Origin of the sequence: Saccharothrix australiensis (genome assembly GCF_003634935.1) — a bacterium.
GTDB lineage: Bacteria > Actinomycetota > Actinomycetes > Mycobacteriales > Pseudonocardiaceae > Actinosynnema > Actinosynnema australiense.
On the sequence record NZ_RBXO01000001.1, the window covers coordinates 1,002,432 to 1,026,139 of the forward strand.

The following is a 23,708-nucleotide window of genomic DNA, read 5'->3' on the forward strand; positions in this document are numbered from 1 at the left end:
CGCGCGGGAATGCGCCACTCGGCCGGTCTGCGTTCCACCGCCGTCGACACCGGGCCGTTCACGCCCCAGCCGTGATTGCGCGTCCCCGACTAGTGTGGGTGTCCGAATGCGCTGACGGGCGACTCGACGGTGAATAGCCGCTCGGCCGCGTCACCCGTGGCAGCCGTTTCCGACTACCCGATCCGACCATTCGGATGTCGGTTGTCGATGCGTTGCCGGAACTTATTCCGAGCAGGCTTGCGCCGACCTCTGACATGTGCTTCCCCCGTTGCTCGACCATTCGGGTCGGTCCAGGTGACCGTAGCCGAGGAAGTCGGCCTGGGCCAGTACTCGCAGGCGAAGGTTACGGTCGGTTGTGTGTGACCCTCATGTTCGGCTGTTCGGGTTACGTCGTTCCCGGTGCTCCGGATGGCTCTTGCCCGTGCTCGGCGGAATGTGGTTGCTTCAACGCGGTGCTTAGCGTCGGGGGGTGTGCCCAGCGTGCTCGGCACGCGGTGGCAGCCTGACACGGGGGGATAAGAATAATGGCCGGCGGCCGTATTTGGCGTGCCCGCGTTCGTTTGCCGCGCTCTCGGCGCGGTCGCATCGCGGTGGTTCTGGGAATGGTCCTCGCGGTCTTCTTCGGTGCGATCGCGCCGACCGCGATCCAGCTGTGGCCGCAGCTCGGCGGCGGCTCCGCCGGCGTCGATCCGGGCGAACTCGCGCCCGACCAGGCGTGGGGCTCGGCGGAGGGCCAGCCCCACGAGGTGCCCGGCGAGACGGCCAACCGCGCGCTGCCGAAGTCGGAACTCGCGAAGCACCCGCAGCCGACGTTCCACTCGGACAGCCCGCGACCCAACGAGGTCCGCGAGGTGTCCGCGCCGTCCGGCCTGAAGGGCTTCGACGCGGCGACCAGCCGGGAGGACGCCGGGCAGCGGCAGGCGAACTCCCGGACGTTCCGCAACGCCGACGGCACGCGGACCACGGAGATCAGCCAGTCACCGATGAACTTCCGGGCCGCCGACGGCTCCTGGCAGCCCGTCGACACCCGCCTGGTGGCCGACGGCGACGGGTGGCGCAACGCCGCCGACCAGGTGGAGAGCCGGTTCGGGGCGACGGCCTCCGAGTCGCCGTTCATCCGCGTCCGCCTGTCCGGCGAGCACGAACTGGCCTTCGGCCTGGCCGGCACCCGACCCGCCGCCGCCCGCGTCGACGGCAGCGCCATCACCTACCCCGGCGTCGCCGAGGGCGTCGACCTGCGCATCGACGCGCAGCCCGGCGGCGTGAAGGAAACCCTGGTCCTCGCCTCGCCGGACACCGCGCACCGCTGGGTGTTCCCGCTGCGGCTCAAGGGCCTCACCGCCAAGACCGACGACGGCGACGTCGTGCTCACCGACGACGCCGGGCAGGAGAAGGGCCGCATCCCGGCCGGGTTCATGACCGACTCGAACCCGGAGAACCCCGCGACGTCGCGCGGCGTGCGCTACGAGGTCACCGGTGACTCGCTGGTCATGGCGCTGGACGAGGCGTGGCTGCGCGACCCCGCCCGCACCTACCCGGTGCTGGTCGACCCCTCGGTGCACGGCGTGCAGGCGAACGTCGCCGTCACCACGTCCGGGGGCAAGCGGCAGAGCCTCCCGGAGCTGGCGGTCGGCAACGGCAGCGCCATGTACCTCAAGTTCGACGAGGTCTCCCGGACGCTGGCCAACCACCGCGTCTTCGGCGCGCAGCTCTACCTGACCAACTTCGACGCGCCGTCCTGCCGCCCCGAGCCGGTGACCGTGCACCCGATCACCGGGGCGTGGGACGCGAACGGGTCCGGCCACCCCCCGACCGGCCCCGAGCTGGCCTCGGCGTCCTTCGCGCACGGCTACGTCGCGCTGGGCCAGTCGTACTCCGCCTGCCCGACCGCGCCCGACGCCATCGACCTCGGCGACGCGGGCCGCGACCTCGTGCAGTCCTGGGTGACCGGGGGAGCGAACAACGGCCTGGCCGTGAAGGCGGTGCGCAGCTGGAAGCTGTTCACCGGCGCGGGCACGGCCAACCCGCCGCGCCTGTTCGTCACGCACACCCCGTACAACGCCTCCTACCGCATCGAGCGCGGGGTGCCGGAGCCCCCGGTGCACCGGCAGCAGGACGGCAAGGTGCGCATCGCGGTGACCAACCGCGGATCGCAGACGTGGACGCCGGGCGCGTACAAGCTCGCCTACCGGGCGTTCACCGCGGAAGGCCGCCCGGTCGACTCGCGCGAGGCCGCGGCGCTGGACCGCGAGGTGCCGCCGGGCGACACGATCACGCTGGACGCGACGGTCCACCGGTTCACCAACCCGGGCGACTACCTGCTCGACTTCAGCATGGTGCACAACGACACCTACTTCACCGACGAGCAGATCCCGCCCGCCCGGCTGTCGATGACGATGTTCGAGCTGCCGCCCGTGGTGAAGGCGCAGTACCCGCCCGCCGGGCACTCGGCCCCGACGCTCACGCCGCAGCTGTGGGCCGACGCGGTGGACGTGGACGCGCCGCCCAGCACGTCGGTCCTCTACGAGTTCGAGGTCTGCAACAGCAGGGCCGACGGCACGCCGGACCCCGGCTCGTGCACGCTCGGCCCACGCGCGCCGACCAAGACCTGGACCGTCCCGAGTGGACGGATGCAGTGGAGCGAGACCTACCACTGGCGGGCCTGGGCGGTCGACCCGAGCGGCACCCGCAGCGAGGCGCTGCCGTTCAGCGCGCTGCTGACGGCGGTGCCGCAGCCAGACATCACCTCGCACCTGGGCGGCGCGCCCTACAGCGCGGGTGACCTGGACTTCGACCCGCAGACCGGCAACTACACCACGGCCGCGGTGGACATCGCGCTGGGCGTGTCCGGGCCCGAGCTGTCCGTCGCCCGCACCTACAACAGCCTGGACCCGCGCAAGGACCTGCTGTTCGGCGCGGGCTGGTCCACCCGGTACGACATGCGGGTGGTGCCCGACCAGGACGGTTCGGGCAACGTCGTGGTGACCTACCCGGACGGGCAGCAGGTGCGGTTCGGGCGCAACGCCGCCAACGGCAGCTTCGACCCGCCCGCGGGCCGGTTCGCCACCTTCTACCAGGACGTGGCGCAGCCGGACCACAACTACGTGCTGGTGGACAAGTCCAACACCACCTACACGTTCCGCGAGTTCGACGGCCGCTTGGTCACCATCCACGACAACGCGGACCGCATGGTCGACTTCGACTACGGCCCCACCGGCCAACTCCGGCGCGTCATCGCCCGGACGAGCGGCAACCGCACGCTGTACTTCACGTGGACCGGCAACCACGTCACGGAGGTCCGCGCCGACTCGCCGGTCGCCGGCGGCGCACCGGTCAAGTGGACCTACAAGTACGTCGGCGACCGGCTGACCGAGGTCTGCGACCCGAAGTCCGCGTGCACGAAGTACGAGTACGAGAACGGCTCGCACTACCGCAGCGCCGTCGTGGACTCCAAGCCGGACTCGTACTGGCGGCTCGGAGAGGGCAGCGGTGAGACGGCCGGCAGCCAGGTCGCGACCAACCTGGGCAAGGACAAGGGCGCGTACCGCAACACCCGGCTCGGCGCGCCGGGTGCGCTGGACGGCACCGGCGACACCTCGGCGTCGTTCAACGGCACGGACTCGTACGTGACGCTGCCCGACGGGGCGATCAAGAAGTCGCGGGACCTGTCGGTGGAGCTGTGGTTCAAGACGACGTCCGGCGGTCCGCTGATCGGCTTCCAGCGCGCGCCGTTCGACCGGGACCCGGTCGGCTCGGTGCCCGTGCTCTACGTGGACCGCGACGGCAGGCTGCGCGGGCAGTTCTGGCACGGCCGGATCGCGCCGATCACCAGCTCCGGCGCGGTGAACGACGGCAACTGGCACCACGTGGTGCTGTCCGGGTCGCTGGCGGTGCAGACGCTGTTCCTCGACGGCGCGAAGGTCGGCACGACCGAGGGCGAGATCGACGACAGCCTGTTCAACCACGGCCAGATCGGCGCCGCGCACGCGGTCGGCCCGGCCGACTGGGCGCCGCACGGCTGGTGGCCAGGCGAGGGGAAGAAGCACTTCACCGGGCAGATCGACGAGGTCGCGATCTACCAGCACCCGCTGGGCGAGGAAGCGGCCCGGACCCACTTCAAGGCGCGCGGGCACGCCGACCAGCTGACCAAGGTGTCGCTGCCCAGCGGCCGGACCGCCGCGCAGCTGGCCTACGACACCACCAACGACCGCGTCCGCGACTACGTCGACGCCAACGGCGGCAAGTGGAAGCTCGGCCTGCCGAACGTCAGCGGCACCGAGGAGCAGGACGCGCAGGGCCGCACGGTCCGGAACCTGGTGCGCTCCATCGAGGTCACCGACCCAGGCAACCGGCCGCACTTCTTCGACTACGACCCGGTTCGCGGCCGGATCATCCGGTTCGTCGCGCCGTTGGGCCTGGGCGTGCGCCTGGAGGACCGGCCCGACCCGTCGGTGGTGCCGACGACGCCGTCCACCGCGCCACCGTGCACCCGCACGACCACCCCCGACGGCACACCGGACTACTGCGGCGGCCGGGGCACGGACAACCCGGACTGGCAGGGCGGCCCGGTGCAGGGCGTGGGCGTCCGCACGTACGACTACGACGCGTCGGGCTTCCAGCAGACCATCACCGACGAGAACGGCCACCAGGTCGAGCTGCGCAACGACGCGCGCGGCAACGTGCTGTCCCGCAAGACCTGCCGCGCGCCGGGGGTCTGCGACACCGAGTACTACACCTACCACGAACCCGCGCCGGGCAAGGTCAACGACACCGACCCGCGCATCGACAAGCAGAAGACCGCCCGTGACGGCAGGTCGGCCCACGCGGACGACCCCACCTACCTCACCTCGTCGGAGTACGACACCCGCGGGGAACTGCTCAAGCAGACGATGCCCGACGGCACCACCGTCGTGCACACCTACACGGACGGCACCACCGCGGCCGAGGGCGGCGGCAACGAACCCGCGGGGCTGCTGAAGACCACGACCGACGCACGCGGCAAGAAGACCACCTACCGGTACTACGCCAACGGCGACCTCGCCTCCACGACCGAGCCCGGCCGCACGGACGCCGAGGCCGAGGGCCGCGTCACGAAGTACCGCTACGACCGGTGGGGCCGCAAGACCAGCGAGACCGAGTACTCCGACAGCCACCCGGCGGGCCTGGAGACGAAGTTCGTCTACGACGAGCGCAACAAACCCGTCGAGGTGACCGACGCGCCGGTCACCGACGCGATCACCGGCGTCAAGCACACCAAGTTCACCAAGACGACCTACGACGTGGACGGCCGGCCCGAGAAGGTGGAGGTCTCCGACCTCACCGGCGGCGACGAGGCGCGCACCACCGCCTACACCTACGACGACCGGGGCCGCCAGGACTCGGTGACCGACGCCCAGGGCGCGAAGACCACGTACGGCTACGACGTATTCGGCAACCGCACCTGGGTGGTCGACGCCAACGGCACGAAGATCGAGTACGCGTACACCGCGCGCAACAAGGTCGCGGAAGTGCGCCTGCGCGGCTGGCACGGCAAGCCGGTCTCCGGCGGCGTCGGGCAGCCGGAGACGCCGTCCGACGGCACGCTCCTGGTGCTGGAGGCCAACACCTACGACCTGGGCGGGCGGCTGGTCCGCAAGGTCGACGCGATGGGCCGCCGGACGATCTACGAGTACACCCCCAACGGCCTCGTGTTCCGGGTGCTCGCGGAGGTGCCCGAGCCGGGTGGCACGTCGCGGCGGATCGTGCTGGAGCAGAACGAGTACGACGGCGCGGGCAACGTCGTCAAGCGCACCGGGCCGAACGGCAAGGTGACCGAGTTCACCGTCAACGCGGTGGGTCGGCTCACCGAGGCGATCGCGGACCCCGGCGGCCTCTCCCGCCGCACCGCCTACCGCTACGACGCCAACGGCAACGTGACCCAGGTCGCCCGCAGCGGCAACGGCTCGAACGCGCCGGGCAGGGTGCTGACGGCGAGCAGCGTCGTGGACTACACCTACGACAACGTCGGCAACCAGACCAGCGAGACCATCGGGTCCGGTTCGACGCCGTTGACCACGACCCGCGCGTACGACAAGCGGGGGCTGCTGGTCGCCGAGACCGACCCGCGCGGCAACGTCGCGGGTGCCGACCCTGCGGCGTACACCACCGAGTACCGCTACGACGAGAACGAGCGCCAGGTCGCGGTGAAGCTGCCCCCCGTGGCGGTGGAGACCGACGGCGGCACGCCGACCACTGCTCGGCCGGAGACGCTGGTCGGGTTCGACACCTTCGGCGACCAGGTCGCCGTGAAGGACGAGAACGGCCGGATCACGCGGCAGTTCCACGACAAGGTGGGCCGGGTCGTCCGCACCGAGACACCCGACTACACCGCGCCCGGCGCGTCCGCCGCGGTCAAGGGCGTCGTCACCACCAAGTACGACGAGGTGGGCAACGTCGTCGAGGTGGTGGGCGGGCGCGGCGCCGTCAGCCGGTTCCGGTACGACCAGCTCGGGCGGCTGGTCGAGCGCCAGGACCCGAAGTCGGACAACGCGACCGAGGTCGGCGGCGTGTGGAAGTACACCTACACGCACAGCGGCGAGCAGCTGTCGGTGACCGACCCGACCGGCGCGCGCAGCGAGGCCACCTACGACGCGTTGGGCCGCAGGGTCACCCAGACCACGCTGGAGCGCAAGCCGGTACCCGCCGCGTACACCTCGACGTTGGAGTACAACGACGCCGGCGAGCTGAAGAAGGTCACGTCGCCGTCGGGCGATGTGACGACGTCCGACTACGACGCGCTCGGCCAGCGCATCCGGACCACCGATCCGGCGGGTGTCGTCGTGCAGTACGGCTACGACGGCCTGGGCCGGTCGGCGTGGCAGCGGGACGCCCTGGGGCGCACCAGCTACCTGTACTACGACTCGGCGGGCCGGCTGCGCAACCAGTACAGCTTGGACGGGCAGGCTCGGACGCTGCGCAGCAGCGCCTACACGCACGACGAAGCGGGCAACGTGCTGTCCGCGACCGACGCGATGAACCGCACCGCCCGGTACTCCTACGACGCGGCCAACCGGCTCGTCCAGCAGGTCGAACCGGTGTCGGACACCGAGAGCATCACCACCTCGTTCGGCTACGACGCCAGGGGCAACCGGACCCGGTTCACCGACGGGCGCGGCAACGGGTTCGTCACCACCTACAACCCGTGGTCGCTGCCGGAATCGGTGATCGAGCCCGCCACGGCGGCCCACCCGAACCCCGCCGACCGCACGTGGACGTCGGTGTACGACGTCGCGGGCAACGCGGTGAAGCTGACCGCGCCCGGCGGCGTGACCCGCGAACGGCAGTACGACTTCCTCGACCGGCTGACCAAGGAGACCGGCGCGGGCGCGGAGGCCCCGACCGCCGAGCGCGTGCGCGTGTACGACGAGGCCGGGCGCGTCAAGGAGATCGACGCGCCGGGTGGCCGCAACACCTACGACTACAACGACCGCGGCGCGCTGCTGTCCGCCGCGGGCCCGTCCGGCACGGCCTCGTTCGGCTACGACGGCGATGGCCGGATCACCTCCCGCACCGACGCGGCGGGCACCACCGGCTTCGCCTACGACAAGGGCAGGCTGAAGACGGTCTCCGACGGCCTGTCCGGGGTGGGCCTGACGTTCGGCTACAACGAAGCCGGGCAGCTGAAGACCCTCCAGTACGGTGCGAGCCGCACCCGTACGTTCGACTACGACGCGCTGGGCAGGCAGAAGTCCGACGTCGTCAAGGACCCCGCCGGCGCGGTGGTGTCATCCCTGGCCTACGAGTACGACGACAACGACCGCCTGACCCGCAAGGTGGCGTCCGGGCTCGCGGGCTCCGGTGACCACACCTACACCTACGACTACGCGAACCGGCTGAAGTCGTGGACGGTCGGTGGGCAGACCACCGAGTACGGCTGGGACGCGTCCGGCAACCGCACGCGCCACGGCGCCAAGACGGCGACGTACGACGAGCGCAACCGGCTGTTGGCGGACGGCGACTACACCTACGCCTACACGGCGCGCGGCTCGATGGCTTCACGCACCAGTTCCGGCTTGGCGGAGAAGTTCTCCTTCGACGCGTTCGACCGGCTCATCGAGGTCGGTGCGACCAAGTACGCCTACGACGGCGCGGACCGGGTCGTGACGCGGGGCGCGAAGTCGTTCGCCTACGCGGGTTTCGACATCGACCCGGTGTCGGACGGTGACACGTCGTACGGGCGCGGCCCGTCGGGTGAGCTGCTGTCGCTCGACCAGGGCGGGCAGAAGCGCCTGGCGCTGGCGGACAAGCACGGCGACGTGGTCGGCGGCATGGCCCCGGCGGGTACCGGCATCGCCGACTCGACGGCGTACGACCCGTTCGGCGTGGTGACCGGCTCCACCGGCGAGCGGCGGCAGGTCGGCTTCCAGGGCGACTGGACCGACCCGTCGACCGGCCTGGTCAACATGGGCGCGCGGTGGTACGCGCCGGGCACCGGTGGATTCGCCTCGCGCGACTCGGTGTCGGCGGAGCATGGCCCGGCCGTGCTGTTCAACCGGTACACCTACGGCGCGGGCCGGCCGCTGGACCTGGTCGACCCGGACGGCCACTGGCCGGACTGGGGCGGGATCTGGAACGGCGTGAAGAAGGCCGCCTCGGTCGCGGTCGACGTGGTCAAGGAGGTGTCGGGCTACAACGACATCGCCAACTTCATCCGCGAGCCGAGCTGGGGCAACTTCTTCTGGGCGGCGTCGAACTTCGTGCCGTTCGGCAAGTTGGCCAAGGGCGCCAAGTACCTCTTCAAGTACGGCGACGACCTGTTGGGCGCGGGGCGGCGCGGCGGGCGGTACGCCGACGACGCGGCCGGTGCCGGGCGGTACGCCGACGACGTCGCGGGCGGGGCCCGGAAGTACGGCGACAACCTGGCGGGTGCGGCACGGCGGAACGCGGCGGACTTCGGCAAGGCGGCGGCCAGGGAAGCCGCCCAGTCCGCGGCGCGCAGGGCCGCCGCGGCGGCAGCGGCGGCAGCCGCCCGCCGGGCCGCGATGGAGGCGGTGACCAAGCGGGCGAAGGCGGCCATCGCGCACGCGGCGAAGAACAACCCGCTGCCGGTGCTGCAGGCGGTACTCAAGCCGCGCATCGCGCTCAAGGACCTCGTGTCCTCGGCCCCGAACCTGCCCGCGCGCCAAGTGTCGGCGCTGGCGGAGAACGTGCAGGACGTCAACAAGGTCTGGGAGACCGTCAAGGCGACGATCATCAAGCCCGGCACCAACGTCGTGCAGTCCGTCGGCGAGCAGGTGGTGTCCGACTTCGCCAACAGCCAGGTGCCGGGGGTGGGCGACCTGCTCGGCCTGCTGGGTCCGTCCCGCAAGCGCGGCAACGGCGCGGCACGCGACTCGGGCGACCGGGCGCGGGGCGAGGTGAACGGCACCTGCCCGGTCAGCCTCGACCGCAACAGCTTCAGCGGTGACACACCGGTCCTGATGGCGGACGGGTCGCTCAAGCCGATCAAGGACGTGCGGGTCGGTGACGAGGTCGTGGCCACCGACCCGACCACGGGTGAGCGTGGCGTGCGCACCGTCACCGATACCAGGTCGCACGAGTCGGAGCGCCTGAACTACCGCATCACGATCCGGACGGACGCGGGCACGGACACCGTCGTGGCGACGGACGAACACCCGTTCTGGGTCGAATCGCTCCAGAGGTGGGTCGACGCCGAGGACCTGAGGCCCGGGTACGCGTTCGAGACGGCCGACCACCGGCCGGCCACGGTCATCGGCAGCACGTCCTTCGGCGACGCCCTCCGGGTCCACAACCTGACGGTCGACGGCCTGCACACGTACCACGTGGGCGTCGCGAACGTCCTGGTGCACAACGAGGACCCGGCCGTCTGCGTTCCCTCGAAGCGAGGGGAGGGGCCCTCGCGGCAGCCGGTGATCGACGTCGAGGAAGCGCCGGCGGGGTGGTCACAGGCGGAACGCCTTCAGTTGGCCATCAACAGGCTGCCCGCGTACGCATTGTTCAACCGGTCGAGTAAGGCGAGTGGACGGAGTTACATTGGTGCCATCAACCTGGAGACCGGTGCCATCGCGCTTGCCTCGTCCGGGTGCCACTACTGCGCTGAGGGCAACGCTCTGCTCGCGCTCGGTGGTGACCCTTCGAAGGTCTTGTTCACGCAGGCGCTTCAAGTCCACGCGGAAGGCGAAATCTTTACGACCCAGGTGAAAGATGTGTGCAAGCCCTGCCAGATCGACTACCCGGACCCGGGTAACTTCGTACCGGGCACCCGAGGTGTTCCGGGTGGGGTATGGGACCGGCGGAGTGGGCGGTGATCAAGGTGGAGTTGTTCGAGTTGGAGTTGGGACGGTACGACTGGGCTGCCATGCGCTGTGGTTGCGATAGGAGCGAGCTAGCGGGCCACCTACCCGAGATATTGCGCAGGGCTGCGGCGGCCGCAACTCCGAAGGAAGCGAGAGAGCTGTGGAACGCGATAGATTACCACCTGCTTCCCGCCGGACACGTACTGGCAGAACCTTCACTCCCGACTTTGCACGTGCTGCTAGCCGCACTCGCGGATGGCGTCCCGGAGCGCTCCCGTGCCGAAATCCTGCATTTGATCCTTGCTCTGATCGGCGACAACGGCCAGGTGGCCAGTCCGGTTTTCGCCGGTCGGTCGCTCGTCGACGAATGCCGGGCGGCAGCCCGAGCGGGATTGTGGATCTTCTACGCCGAGGTGTTGTCCGGTGACTCTGTGGGCTCGGCAACGACCGCCTTCGAGATCGCGCAGATTTTGGACGACGACGAGGAGCGGCTCAACCGGGTGCAGGCCGCAGCGGGGGAACGCCTGCCCTGGCACCTTCAACCAGGTACGCAGATCGACTGGGACAGTGACGGCAGCTGAGGATGGACTCGCATGAGGGGAGCGGCTGTGAAACGCATCGCGAGACTGCTGGTGGCCGTTGGGCTGACGGCCGGGTTGATCGGCGCGCCCGGCGCGGGGGCGGAGGTGCGGGCTGCTGCCACCACGGTGAGTTTCGTGGCGCACCAGGATGACGACCTGTTGTTCATGAACCCGGACATCCTCACCGACATCCGCAACGGTGACAACGTGTGGGTCGTGTACCTGACCGCGGGGGAGTTGCCCTGTGGTGAGGGGTATCCGGTTTGTGGGATGGAGTACGCCCAGAAGCGGATCGAGGGTGTGCGTGCCGCGTACGCCAAGGCCGCCAACAAGCCGAACGTGCCGGGTAGTTGGGTTTACGAGGCCATGACGTTCAACGGTCGGGAGGTCGCGACCAACCGGCTCGACGGTACGAACGTGCGGCTCGTGTTCACCTACATGCACGCGGCCGGTGGGAGTGATCAGTGTGGTGACCTCGCCCGGATGGTGAGGGACGCCGCCTACGTCGCCCGCCCGATCGACGGCCGCGCCTCGTACACGAGGGCGTCGTTCGTGGGGATGCTCCGGTCCATCATCAACACCGCGCGGCCCAGCCTGGTCCGCACGCAGAACAGCCTCGGTCACCGCGACGGGGATCGCGACCACGTGGACCACATCGCCGGCGCGATCCTGACCGCCGACGCGGATGCCGACGCGACCAGTCGCACCGCGGTGCGGAGGCAGGAGTACCTGGGTTACGTGATCCGGGGCTACGGGGAGAACGTGTTCGGCGCCGACCGCACCGCCAAGACCGAGGTGTGGGACGAGTACTGGCCGCACGACTTCGCGCTGGGGCCGGACCACTGGCGCAACGAGATGGGCAAGCAGTACCGCCCCGATGGCCGGTACTTCCCGACGGGGCACCTCTGGATTCCGCCGGGCGACTTCGGCTGCTGACGCGGGACCGGACCGGCCACGACGCGTTCACATGCGTCGTGGCCGGTCCGCGTCCAGGGGCACCCCGGAATCTGCGGTCACTTCGAGTGGGTGGTGGCGTGGCCGCCGACCGGACGCGTGGACCCGGCGGGTTGGTGGCCGCTGGTTTCCCCGGACCGGGCTACGGGTGATTTCGCGTCGACCACTGGAACCCGCGCCGGGCACGCGGCATTCTGTCATCCCTGACGTCGAATGCCTCTCGTGGGGATGGGATGAACGCCGCCGAATTGATCGATCTGGTCCCGGACTCGTGCGCGGGAGTGTCGGGCCGCCCGGTGCGCCACCGGATTCCTGGCGCGGTCGCGTGGAATTCGGCCCGGTTGCCGGGTCGTGCGGAATGGGCTGGGGTATGAGCACTTTCGAAGCGCGGGTGTGTTCCGCGGATTTCGAGGACCTGCTCAGCCGGGGCCGGCCGTTCCGGTACGGCGCGGGTGACTACCTGATGCGGCAGGGCGAGGCCAGCGACTGCGTGATGGTGCTCCGGCACGGTCACGTGAAGATCCTCAGCCAGGACGCCGCCGGCCACGAGCGGCTGCTCGCCATCCGCCGCCGAGGTGAGCTGCTGGGCGAGTTCGCCTTCTTCCGCGAGGGCGCGCGGACGGCGTCGGTCATGGCGCACGACGACGTGACCGTCGTGAAGATCCCCGGCACGCGCTTCCTGGACTACCTCGCGGCGAACCCGGCCATCCAGCAGGACCTCCTGCGGCTGGCGATCGCCAAGCTGTGCGCGCTGGAGGCCCGGCGCGCCGAGGTGGGGCCGGGTACGGCGGTGCCGCGCCTGTTGCGGGTGCTGGTGGACGCGGTCGACGCGTTCGCCGACGACCCGGCTTCGGGTAGGCTCCTGGTGCCGTTGACGCAGCAGCAGTTGGGCGAAATGGCCGGGATGTCGGAGCTGTCGGCCCACCGCGCCGTCAAGGTGTTGCGCGAGCGCCGCCTCCTGGGCGCCGGTCCGGGCAAGCGCAAGGTGGCGATCCCCTGCCTGACCTGCCTCCGGCGGGCCGCGTTGTCAACGCAAATCTACGGAAAGCACGACGGAGATATCAACGGATGTGGTGGGGCGCGGCCGTGCCCTGAAGGGTGATCGCACCTCTTCCGAAACCGATCCCACACCCAGCGAGGCACCGTGAGCCTTCCCCTTGCCACCGACTGCACCGTCGTGCGCCTGGACGTGGTGAACTCCAGTTCCGGCGGGCGGCGTCGGCAGGCCCACCTCGACCAGGCGTTGACCGACGCGCTGGAGATGGCCCTGGACATCCTCGGCCACCACGCGCTCTACGCGCCCGTGCGGCGGTTCCAGCGGGACGACGGCGACAGCGTCACCCTGGCCTTCGGGGCCGGCATACCCAAGGCGTGGGTCACGTCGGACATCGTGCTGCGCGAGTTCGACCTGGCGCTGGCCGAGGTCAACCGGCCGTTCAACGACCGCTACCGGCTGCGGCTGCGGGTCGCGATGGACGACGGCGCGACCGTGATCGACCCTCCGCACATCAGCGGCGAGCCGGTGACCACCACGGCGCGGCTGATCGACGCCGAGCCGTTCCGCCTGGCCGTCGCCGACCCGGCCGCCGGCGACTTCGGCGTGATCGTCTCCGACCGCTTCCACACCGAGGTGGTGCTCAGCGGCGAGCGCGGCCTCGACCGCGTCCCCTTCCGCCCGGTCGAGGTGCACGTGAAGGACTTCCGGCAGCCGGCGTGGGTCCACGTGCCCCGGCGCGACGACCCCCGCGGCTGACCCGGTGGCGAGCGGGCACCACCGCCCGCCCGCCACCGGGCCGGTTCTCCCGTCCCCGCCGCGCCACCACGGTGTCCGGCGACCTCCCCGGTATTCCGGTTCCGGCCGGGCCTCCCCGCCGCTCCGCTACAGTCGGCGCGGTGCGCTTCGTGGCCGACCTCCACATCCACTCGAAGTACTCCCGAGCGTGCAGCCGGGACTGCGACCTGGAGCACCTGACCTGGTGGGCGCGGCGCAAGGGGATCTCGCTGGTCGGCACCGGCGACTTCACCCACCCCGCCTGGTACGACCACCTGCGCGAGAACCTGGTGCCCGCCGAGCCCGGCCTGTTCCGGCTGCGCGCCGACCTCGACCGGGAGATCGACCGCACGCTGCCGCCGTCGCTGGCCGCCGTGCCGGTGCGGTTCATGCTGTCGGTGGAGATCTCCACGATCTACAAGCGCGACGACCGCACCCGCAAGGTGCACCACCTGGTGTACCTGCCGGACCTGGACTCGGCCGCCGAGTTCAACCGCAGGCTCGCCCGCATCGGCAACATCGGCTCGGACGGTCGGCCGATCCTCGGCCTGGACTCCCGCGACCTGCTGGAGATCACGTTGGAGTGCGGCGGCTACCTGGTGCCCGCGCACGTCTGGACGCCGTGGTTCGCCGTGCTGGGCTCGAAGTCCGGGTTCGACGCGGTCGCGGACTGCTACGCCGACCTCGCCGACCACGTGTTCGCCGTGGAGACGGGCCTGTCCAGCGATCCCGCGATGAACTGGCGGGTGTCCGGGCTCGACCGGTACCGGCTGGTCAGCAACTCCGACGCGCACTCGCCGCCGATGCTGGGCCGCGAGGCGACGGTGTTCGACACCGGGTTGGACTACCACTCGGTGCGGCGGGCGCTGGAGACCGGGCAGGGGCTGGCGGGCACGATCGAGTTCTTCCCCGAGGAGGGCAAGTACCACGTCGACGGGCACCGCAAGTGCGGCGTCCGGATGGAGCCGCGCGAGACCGCCGCGCACCGGGGCGTCTGCCCGGAGTGCCGCAAGCCGTTGACGGTGGGTGTGCTGAGCCGGGTGGAGGAGCTGGCCGACCGGCCCGAGGGGTTCCGCCCCGACGGCGCGGCCGGTTTCCGCAACCTGGTCCCGCTGCCCGAGGTCGTGAGCGAGATCGTCGGCACCGGGCCGAAGAGCAAGAAGGTGTCGATCGAGGTCGACAAGCTGACCGCGGCGTTCGGGCCCGAGCTGGTGATCCTCCAGGACGTCCCGGTGGACGACCTCGCGGCGCACTCGGCACCGCTGGGCGAGGCCGTGGCGCGGCTGCGGCGCGGCGAGGTGCTGCGCGACGCCGGGTACGACGGCGAGTACGGCGTGATCCGCCTGTTCCAGCCGGGCGAGCTGAGCGGGCGCGGCGCGGCCCTGTCGCTGTTCGAGTGCGCACCGGTGGAGCCGGCCGCCGCGCCGGTCCGGGCTCCGGTCGAGCGCGCCGCGCCGCCGCCCGCTCCGTCCACTGCGGACGATAAGCGGGCGGTCGCGGCCGTGACCTCCCTGCTGGACGGGCTCGACCCGGACCAGCGCGCGGCGGCCTCCGCCGACGGCGGTCCGCTGCTCATCGTCGCCGGTCCGGGCACGGGCAAGACGCGGACGCTGACGCACCGCGTCGCGCACCTCGTCACCGAGCGCGGCGTCCCGCCGGAGGAGTGCCTGGCCATCACGTTCACCCGGCGCGCCGCCGGCGAGCTGGCGGAGCGGCTGGCCGCGCTGGTGCCGGAGCACGCCGGGCGGCTCACCGTGGCGACGTTCCACTCGCTGGGCGTGAACGTCCTGCGCGAGCACCACGCGCGGGTGGGGCTGTCGGCCTCGTTCGGGATCGCCGACCCCGAGCAGCAGCTGGCGGTCGCCGTGTCCGTCGCGGGGGAGGCCAAGGCCGCCAAGCGGCTGGTCGCCGAGGGCGACGAGCGGTACAAGAAGGCGTTGCGCGCGCAGGACCTGGTCGACTTCGACGACCTGGTCGCGCTGCCGCTCGCGCTGCTCGCGGAGGACCCGGAGCTGGTCGCGGCGTACCGCGCCCGCTACCGGTGGATCTCGGTGGACGAGTACCAGGACGTCGACGAGCGGCAGTACCGGCTGCTGCGGCTGCTCGCGCCCGCGGACGGCAACCTGACCGCGATCGGCGACCCGGACCAGGCGATCTACCGGTTCCGGGGCGCGGACGTCGGGTTCTTCCTGCGGTTCCGGGAGGACTTCCCCGGCGCGCGGCTCGTGCACCTGACCCGCAACTACCGGTCCAGCGCGCCGGTGGTGGCGGGCGCGCTGAGCGTCATCGCGCCGTCGACGCTCGTGCCGGGGCGCGAGCTGCGCGCGGTGGGCGACCACGGCGACGCGCTGATCGGCGTGCACCACGCGGCGTCCGAGCAGGCCGAGGCCGCGTTCGTGGCGCGGACCGTCGAGCAGGTGCTGGGCGGCGCGTCGTTCCACGCGCTCGACAGCGGCCGGGTGTCCGGGTCGGAGGGCGCGCAGGGACTGGGTTTCTCGGACTTCGCGGTGCTGTACCGCACGGACCGGCAGTCGCGGGCCCTGGTGGACGCGCTCACGCGGTCCGGCCTGCCGTTCCAGAAGCGCTCGCACGACCGGCTGGCCGACCGGCCGGGCGTGGCGCGGATCGCGCGGGAGCTGGGCTCCGCGCCGGGCGACTCCGTCCTCGCGCGGGTGCGCGCGGTGGCCGGCGACGACCACTCGGCCTACGAGCTGCTCAAGCCCCTCGCGCGCGAGTGCGGCTCGGACGTCGGGCGGTTCCGCGCCGAGCTGGCCCTCGGCGTCGAGGTGGACGCGTGGGACCCGCGCGCGGACCGGATCTCGCTGCTCACCCTGCACGCGTCCAAGGGGTTGGAGTTCCCGGTCGTGTTCGTCGTCGGCTGCGAGGACGGCCTGCTGCCGCTGCGGTGGCCGGGCGGGGACGACGACGTGGACGAGGAGCGCAGGCTGCTGTTCGTCGGCATGACCCGCGCCCAGCGGCACCTGTTCCTCAGCCACGCGACCGGCCGGCCGCGCTCGCCGTTCCTGGACGCGCTGCGGGAGTTCACCCGGATCGGGGACGCCCGGCCCCGGCGGCGGAACCGCGGCACGCAGCTCAGCCTGCTCTGACCCGCTCCCGCCCGCGCGCCACAAGATCACAAGTGGACTGGACCATAACCCGAAGTTATGACTCGACTGGCATATCCGCCACCTCGCTCAGCCGGCTAGCGTCGTCCGCACGGCCCCGCATCCCGTGTCACCACCCCTGCAAGGAGACAACGGATGACTCGACGCATCGCCGCCGCCGTCGCCGTGGCGGTCATGAGCGCTGCCGGTGTGGCAGCCGCTCTGACCACCGCCGCGAACGCCGGTCCACCGACAACGCACCAGGAGGAGAGCGGCCTCATCGCCGCGATGGCGCGCGACTTCAAGATCACGCCCGACCAGGCGCGCGCCCGGCTCGTCCGGGAGGCCAAGGCCGCGACCACCGAGCAGAGCCTGAAGTCGCGGCTCGGCGGCCACTACGCGGGCGCCTGGCTGAACGAGGGCGCCACCGAACTCGTCGTCGCCGTCACCGACGCGGCGCAGGCCAAGGTGGTCGAGGACGCCGGCGCGACGCCGAAGGTCGTGCAGCGCAGCCAGATCCAGCTCGACGAGCTGAAGGCCAAGCTGGACGCGAACAAGAACGCGCCGAAGGACGTGCCCGCGTGGTACGTCGACGTGAAGACCAACTCCGTGGTCGTGCTGGCCCGCAACACCGCGAGCGCCAAGGCGTTCGCCCGCGCCAGCGGTCTGAGCGAGGCGGACGTCCGGATCGAGCAGTCCACCGAGGACCCGCGCCCGCTGATCGACGTCATCGGCGGCAACGCGTACTACATGGGCAGCGGCGGTCGCTGCTCGGTCGGCTTCTCGGTCAACGGCGGCTTCGTGACGGCGGGCCACTGCGGCCGGGTCGGCACCACGACCACCCAGCCCAGCGGCACGTTCGCCGGTTCCACCTTCCCCGGCCGGGACTACGCCTGGGTCCGCGTGAGCTCGGGCAACACCATGCGCGGCCTGGTCAACCGCTACCCCGGCACCGTGCCGGTGAAGGGCTCCAACGAGTCGTCCGTCGGCGCGTCGGTCTGCCGTTCCGGCTCGACGACGGGTTGGCACTGCGGCACCATCCAGCAGAAGAACACCTCCGTGACGTACCCCGAGGGCACCATCTCCGGTGTGACCCGGACCAACGCCTGCGCCGAGCCCGGCGACTCGGGCGGTTCGTGGCTCACCGGCGACCAGGCCCAGGGCGTCACCTCCGGTGGTTCCGGGAACTGCTCATCCGGCGGCACGACGTACTTCCAGCCGGTGAACCCGATCCTCCAGGCGTACGGCCTCCAGCTGGTCATCGAGGGCGGCCCGACCGGCACCACCGGACCGACCACGACGTCCAGCAACCCGGGCGGCACGACCTGGCAGCCAGGCGTCGCGTACACGGCCGGTACCACCGTCACGTACGAGGGCGTCGGGTACGAGTGCTTGCAGGGGCACACGTCCCAAATCGGCTGGGAGCCGTCCGCGGTGCCCGCTCTGTGGGAGCGCGTGGGCTAGCGGCAAGCTTCGCGCGCGGGGGCGGGGCCCGACTCGCGTCGGGCCCCCCTTCCCCACGCGCCTACCGGGGATGACGGGGCGTTTGCGGAGGCGCCCCGCCCCCACTTGCTCCGGTGCCCGATCCCGGCCCTGTGTTCGCGAACCGGTCCCTGCCCGGGTTCGCCCGGCCGGGATCGGGCACCTTCCGCACGTCCGGGGCCACGTGCCGGCGCCGGCCCGGACCGTCGCTCCGGGACCGCCCGGCCGCCTGCCCTCGGCACGCCGACCGCGCCACGCGCCGATCACCGCCCGGCCGGTTCCCCCGACCGCGCCGCGACCGCGTCACGCCGATCACCGCCCGGCATTCTGTGTCGATCGTTACACAATGCTCGCGCGGCGGTGCGCGGGCTTCGTCCCGCCGGGGAGCGCTCGGCCGGGGTGACCCACGCGGGCCGCGTCGCGACCCCGACGGCACTCGCCGGCGTCGACCCGCCCGCCCCGCGGCGCGCCCACCCCCGCGCCGTCGAACCGGGTCCGCCACCACCTCGCGAGCCGCGCGCGGCGGGCGCAACCCGACCACGTTGCCCCGTGCGGCCGTGTCGGCGTGGCCCGCACCCGTACCCTGAGAGGCGACGAGAAGGGGTGGTGGAGGGCGTGGCGCTGGCCGAGTCCCTGTTGTCGTGGCTGCACGGCTGGACCGCCGTCCCCCTCTGCCCCGGTGACTGGGCGTGGACCACGACGGCGATGGGCGCGCTCATCGGCGCGCTGCCGACGGTCGCCGCGCTGCTCGCGATCACCGTCCGCCGGGTCGTCGGCAACTCCTACGGGCCCGTCACCGGGGCGATCTTCGCCGTGCTCGGCGTGACCGGGACGCTCGTACTGCCGTGGGTGCTGTTCTCCGGCGCGGACCACGCGCTGCGCTCCCGCTCCATCGCCGGCGCCTCGTCGCTGACCGACACGCCGTGCTTCGCGTTCACGCAGGACAGCTACCTGCTCCGCGCGCCGTCCATCCTCCGGGCGTTCAATGGCGGGCCCGGCTCGGTGTACTTCTACGCCGGCCTGGCCACCGCCGCGTTCGCGCTGCTCAGCCTGCTGTTCGTGATGCTCCAGGCGGGCTCGGCGTTCCGGCTCGGCCCGAACTGGCCGCGCCGCGTGTTCTGGCCGCCGTTCGTGGTCCTGCTGGTGGCCACCTCGGCGCTGCCGGTGACGCTGGTCGGCCACCTGCTGCTCGGGTTCTTCCCGGTCGCGCTGATCGGCTCCCTGGTCGTGCGGGTTTTCGGGTTGACTACCGCCATGCTGAACCGTCCCGGCCGGGACCGCGGCACACCGGCCTCACCGCAGCCACAGCCGGCCGCCTCGTCGCGCGCCAACCCGCCGCCGTACCAGGGGCCGCCGAAGCCGCCGCCGTACCAGCCCGCGCAGGTGCCGCCGTACCGGCCGGTGCCGCCCTACCGCCCGACCCCGCCGGCCCAGACGCCGCCGGCCCAGGTCCCGCCGCCGACGCCCGTCCCGCCCAAGCAGTACCCGCCGACGCGGATCGCGGAGGCGCCGCCGTCCGAGCAGCAGCCACCGTCGTCCCCGCCCCGACCGACGCGCGTCGAGCAGCAGCCCGCGCAGCTCGCCGACACGCCCGGACCGCTGCCGTTCGGGCCGGGCGCGGGCGCGGCCACGCCCGCGCCCGCCGCGCCCGCCGAGGACGGCAAGGTGTGGAACCCGGCGTCCGGGCGGTTCCGGCGCGTCCGGCAGCTCGGGCGCGGCGGGTTCGGCACCGTGTGGCTCGCCGTGGACACCCAGCTCGACCGCACGGTCGCGGTGAAGCTCGCGCACGCGCCGGACAACGAGACCGAGCAGCGGATGCTGCGCGAGGCGCGGGCGCTCGCGGCGGTGCGGCACCCGAACTGCGTCCGGGTGTTCGACATCGTGCAGGACCCGGACGGGCTGGCGATCGTCATGGAGTACATCGACGGCCGGCCGCTGTCCGACGTGGTGCTGGAGAACGGCCTGCTCCAGGACACCCTGGCCGCCCGGCTGTGGGTGAACATGGCGGACGCCCTGGCCGCCGCGCACGAGCAGGGCGTGCTGCACCGGGACGTCAAGCCGTCCAACGTGATCGTCGACGGCGGCGGCACGGCCCACCTGATCGACTTCGGCATCGCCCGGTCGAAGGGCGACAGCACGCTCACCGCCACCGGGATGATGGTCGGCACGCCCGACTTCCTCGCACCGGAGACCGCGCGCGGCGAGGCGGCCAGCCCCGCGTCGGACGCCTGGCAGCTGGCCGCGACGGTCAGCTACGCGCTGACCGGCCACCCGCCGCGCGGCACGCGGGAGAACCCGATCTCGTCGCTGATGGCCGCCGCGCAGGGCGAGCCGTGCGTGAAGCTGCCCCAGCACAGCGCCCACCACCGGCTGCTGACCAGCGCGCTGGACGCCGACCCGGCCCGTCGCCCGTCGTTGACCGCGATCCGGTCCGAACTCGCGTCCTGGCTGTCGCGGGCGGGCCTGAGCAAGGAGGGCCCCGTCACCCGGCTGATCGACCGGCCGGGGCCGCCGACCCGGCCGGCGCGCTGACCACCGCGACGGGTGTCGGCGGGACGTGGCCGGCGCGTCGTCGCGGTGGGTGTCAGGACATCAGCGGCAGCTTGTGGGTCAGCCGGTTGACCTCGGTGCGCGGCCCGTGCAGGGCGACGGCGACGAACTCCGGGCGCTCCGTGGCGGCCGGCGTCGCGAGGTGGGCGTCGTAGGCGCGGGCCTGCCGCGCCACCCGGGTGAACCCCATGGCGGTGACGCCCTCCGCGCGGTGGAGGGCGTCGACCTGGGCGCCCTGAACCGCACCGTCGAGGCGTCCGCGGCGTGCCGGGTCCGACCGATGAGCCGGACCGTGATCGGCAGCTTCAAGGCCGCGATCAGCGGCCTGCCGGAGGTGCCGGCGGTCTACGCGTGCGCGGGCGACGACGACTTCCTCGTCCACGTGGCGCTCCAGGACCTCGCCCACCTGCACGCGGTCCTGATCGACCGGCTCAGCGCCAGGACGGCAGCCAGCGCTGCGCCTCCCACATCTCCGGCGTGATCGGCACGGCGTTCAGGATCGGCCACAGCCAGACGAAGTTCGCCACCACCAGGCCCACGTACAGCGCCACGGCCAGCAGCCCGGTGCCACGGCGCTCCCGACCCGCCGACGCCGCGCCCAGGACCTCGCCCAGCACCAGCACGATCCCGAGCACCAGGAAGGGCGCCAGCGGCATCGCGTAGAAGTAGTACATCTGCCGGTCGACGTTGACGAACCACGGCAGGATGCCCGCGCCGTACCCGACCAGCACCGCGGTGTACCGCCAGTCCAGCTTGGCGATCGACTTCCACAGCGCCCACGCCAGCACCGGGAACGCGAGCCACCACAGCGCGGGCGTCCCGACCAGCATCACCGCGCCGATGCACGTCGCCGCGCCGCAGCCGGTCAGCGCGCCCTCGTAGTGGTAGAGCATCGGGCGCAGGCCCATCGGCCACGTCCACGGCTTCGACTCCCACGGGTGCCGGTTCGTGTCGGAGGTGACCAGGTTGGTGTGGAAGTCCAGCACGTTGCCGCTGTAGTACCACAGCGCCCGCAGCGGCGCGGGGATCCACGAGTCCTCCGGGATCTTCACGCCGGCCACGTGCCGGTCGATCGCCGTCTCGCTCGCGAACCACGACCACCACGTCGCCAGGTAGACCAGCAGCGGGATGACCAGCAGCGCGCCCAGCGAGGGCAGCAGGTCCCTGGCGAACGCGCCCAGCCACGGCCGCTCCACGCCCGCCGAGCGCCGCGCCGTCGCGCCCCACAGCACCGACAGCACGCCGAAGAACGCGATGTACCAGGCGCCCGACCACTTCACGCCGCACGCCAGGCCGAGGGCGACCCCCGCGCCGAACCGCCACCACCGGAAGCCGAGGGCCGGGCCGAACACCGAGTTGTTCACCCAGCCCTCGCGCACCGCCACGGCCAGCCGCGCCCGCATCTGGTCCCGGTCCGCCACCAGGCACGCGAACGCCGCGACCACGAAGAACGTCAGGAAGACGTCCAGCATCCCCATCCGGGACTGCACGTGGCTCATGCCGTCCGCGATGATCAGCACGCCGGCGATCGCGGCGAGCAGGTCCGAGCGGGTGAGCCGCCGCGCGATCCGCACCACCAGCAGGACGGTGACGACGCCCGCCAGCGCCGACGAGAACCGCCAGCCCACCCCGTCGTAGCCGAACAGCCACTGGCCGATGGCCATCAGCTGCTTGCCCAGCGGCGGGTGGACGATCAGCTCGTAGCCGGGGTTGTCCTCGTACCCGCCGTTGCGCAGCACCTGCGCGGCGTGCGGCACGTAGTGCTTCTCGTCGAAGTTGGGCGTGCCCTTGTCGGTCGGGTACCCCAGGTCCCAGAACCGCACCACGCCGCCGACCAGGGCCACGGCCAGCGTGACCAGCCACCCGCGCAGGGCGTCGGACAGCGGTCCGGGTTCGAGCTGCTTGGCCCGCTGCTCGCGGTCGTTGCCCGGAGGCGGGCTGGTCGGGGGCAGCTCCCCGACGTCGACCACGTCGTCTGCGGACTGCGGTGCGATCAGGCTCACGGGGCCGATCGTAGGGTGAACGGTGTGAGACCTGTATCGGGATCAGGCCGTCTGGTGCTGGCCGCTACTCCGCTCGGCGACGTCCGGGACGCGTCACCACGCCTGGTGGACGCGCTCGGGACCGCCGACGTGGTGGCGGCCGAGGACACGCGCCGCCTGCGCTCCCTGGCCGCCGCCCTGGACGTGACGCCCACCGGTCGGGTGATCAGCTTCTACGACCAGGTGGAGACCGGACGCCTGCCCGGCCTGCTGGAGGCCCTGCACGCGGGGCGGACGGTGCTGCTGGTGACCGACGCCGGGATGCCCAGCGTGTCCGACCCCGGCTACCGGCTGGTCGCGGCGTGCGTCGACGAGGGCATCACCGTCACCTGCCTGCCCGGCCCGTCGGCCGTGACGACGGCGCTGGCCGTGTCGGGCCTGCCGTCGGACCGGTTCTGCTTCGAGGGCTTCCCGCCCCGCAAGCAGGGCGAGCGGCGGCGCTGGTTCGCGGCGCTGGCTTCGGAACCGCGCACGTGCGTGTTCTTCGAGTCGCCGCACCGGCTGGCGGCGGCGCTGGCCGACGCCGCGGCCGTGCTGGGCGCGGACCGGCGCGCGGCGGTGTGCCGCGAGCTGACCAAGACCTACGAGGAGGTGCGGCGCGGCGGCCTCGGCGAACTCGCCGAGTGGGCGGCCGAGGGGGTGAAGGGCGAGATCACGGTGGTGGTCGCGCCCGCCGCGCCCGGCTCGGGTCCGTCGATGGAGAGCCTGGTCGCCGAGGTGCGGCAGCGGGTGGCCGACGGCGAGCGCCTCAAGTCGGCGGCGGCGGAGGTCGCGGAGGCGGCGGGCGTGAGCAAGAAGGCCCTGTACGACGCCGTGGTGAGCGGGTCGTAGGCCCTGGTCCGGGGCTCGTCCGGAGCAACGGCCCGGTGCCGCGCGCGGGTGGTGCTCGGTCCGGCGCGTGGCGGGTCGGCGGCGACGCGCGCGGTCCG

At 72.2% G+C, this 23,708-nt stretch carries 12 protein-coding genes; 10 read left to right on the forward strand and 2 right to left on the reverse strand.

Annotation, left to right across the window (positions count from 1 at the left end; genetic code table 11):
* Window positions 1–602 precede the first annotated feature (602 nt).
* The 8 genes from C8E97_RS04935 to C8E97_RS04970 all read left to right on the forward strand — a co-directional run bounded on the left by C8E97_RS04935 (window position 603) and on the right by C8E97_RS04970 (window position 20,719).
* Window positions 603–10,307, forward strand: a complete 9,705-nt coding sequence (locus C8E97_RS04935; protein ID WP_121002049.1) for an RHS repeat-associated core domain-containing protein — start codon at window positions 603–605, stop codon at window positions 10,305–10,307.
* Entirely contained in the window at window positions 10,304–10,876 is a 573-nt protein-coding gene (locus C8E97_RS04940) for a hypothetical protein (protein ID WP_147454999.1), read from the forward strand. The genes C8E97_RS04935 and C8E97_RS04940 overlap by 4 nt, the downstream gene beginning before the upstream one ends.
* 27 nt (window positions 10,877–10,903) lie before the next feature.
* Window positions 10,904–11,812, forward strand: coding sequence for a PIG-L family deacetylase (locus C8E97_RS04945; protein ID WP_170211620.1), 909 nt, complete (start codon window positions 10,904–10,906; stop codon window positions 11,810–11,812).
* Window positions 11,813–12,200: 388 nt separating this feature from the next.
* A complete protein-coding gene (locus C8E97_RS34285) occupies window positions 12,201–12,932 on the forward strand; it encodes a Crp/Fnr family transcriptional regulator (RefSeq protein ID WP_170211622.1) in 732 nt (243 codons plus the stop codon).
* 42 nt (window positions 12,933–12,974) lie between these two features.
* Entirely contained in the window at window positions 12,975–13,583 is a 609-nt protein-coding gene (locus C8E97_RS04955) for a hypothetical protein (RefSeq protein WP_147455000.1), read from the forward strand.
* A gap of 140 nt (window positions 13,584–13,723) precedes the next feature.
* Entirely contained in the window at window positions 13,724–16,708 is a 2,985-nt protein-coding gene (locus C8E97_RS04960; RefSeq protein ID WP_121002059.1) for a UvrD-helicase domain-containing protein, read from the forward strand.
* A gap of 153 nt (window positions 16,709–16,861) precedes the next feature.
* On the forward strand, window positions 16,862–18,169 hold the full coding sequence (locus C8E97_RS04965; protein ID WP_121002061.1) for an alpha-lytic protease prodomain-containing protein: 1,308 nt from the start codon (window positions 16,862–16,864) through the stop codon (window positions 18,167–18,169).
* A 621-nt stretch (window positions 18,170–18,790) separates the two neighbouring features.
* On the forward strand, window positions 18,791–20,719 hold the full coding sequence (locus C8E97_RS04970) for a serine/threonine-protein kinase (protein ID WP_121002063.1): 1,929 nt from the start codon (window positions 18,791–18,793) through the stop codon (window positions 20,717–20,719).
* A 52-nt stretch (window positions 20,720–20,771) separates the two neighbouring features.
* Here C8E97_RS04970 and C8E97_RS04975 read toward each other — a convergent pair whose 3' ends face one another.
* Window positions 20,772–20,927 (reverse strand): DUF2000 family protein, encoded by a 156-nt coding sequence (locus C8E97_RS04975; protein WP_121002065.1) that lies wholly within the window; start codon window positions 20,925–20,927, stop codon window positions 20,772–20,774.
* A 21-nt stretch (window positions 20,928–20,948) separates the two neighbouring features.
* Here C8E97_RS04975 and C8E97_RS04980 point away from each other — a divergent pair, with 21 nt between their 5' ends.
* Window positions 20,949–21,218, forward strand: a complete 270-nt coding sequence (locus tag C8E97_RS04980) for an Lrp/AsnC family transcriptional regulator (RefSeq protein WP_211346914.1) — start codon at window positions 20,949–20,951, stop codon at window positions 21,216–21,218.
* Here the strand turns inward: C8E97_RS04980 and C8E97_RS04985 are convergent.
* A complete protein-coding gene (locus tag C8E97_RS04985; protein ID WP_121002067.1) occupies window positions 21,169–22,740 on the reverse strand; it encodes a dolichyl-phosphate-mannose--protein mannosyltransferase in 1,572 nt (523 codons plus the stop codon). The genes C8E97_RS04980 and C8E97_RS04985 overlap by 50 nt on opposite strands.
* Before the next feature lie 54 nt (window positions 22,741–22,794).
* On the opposite strand from C8E97_RS04985, the gene rsmI reads away from it, so the two are divergent.
* Window positions 22,795–23,610: a 16S rRNA (cytidine(1402)-2'-O)-methyltransferase gene (gene rsmI, locus C8E97_RS04990; protein WP_425470475.1), complete on the forward strand. Its 816-nt coding sequence runs from the start codon at window positions 22,795–22,797 to the stop codon at window positions 23,608–23,610.
* Window positions 23,611–23,708: the final 98 nt, after the last annotated feature.

What these genes read in the sequence shown, in the direction of transcription:
- C8E97_RS04935 (WP_121002049.1), top strand. Translation starts at nt 603, where the DNA reads ATGGTCCTCGCGGTCTTCTTCGGTGCGATCGCGCCGACCGCGATCCAG.
- C8E97_RS04975 (WP_121002065.1), bottom strand. Translation starts at nt 20,927, where the DNA reads ATGGGGTTCACCCGGGTGGCGCGGCAGGCCCGCGCCTACGACGCCCAC.
- C8E97_RS04965 (WP_121002061.1), top strand. Translation starts at nt 16,862, where the DNA reads ATGACTCGACGCATCGCCGCCGCCGTCGCCGTGGCGGTCATGAGCGCT.
- C8E97_RS34285 (WP_170211622.1), top strand. Translation starts at nt 12,201, where the DNA reads ATGAGCACTTTCGAAGCGCGGGTGTGTTCCGCGGATTTCGAGGACCTG.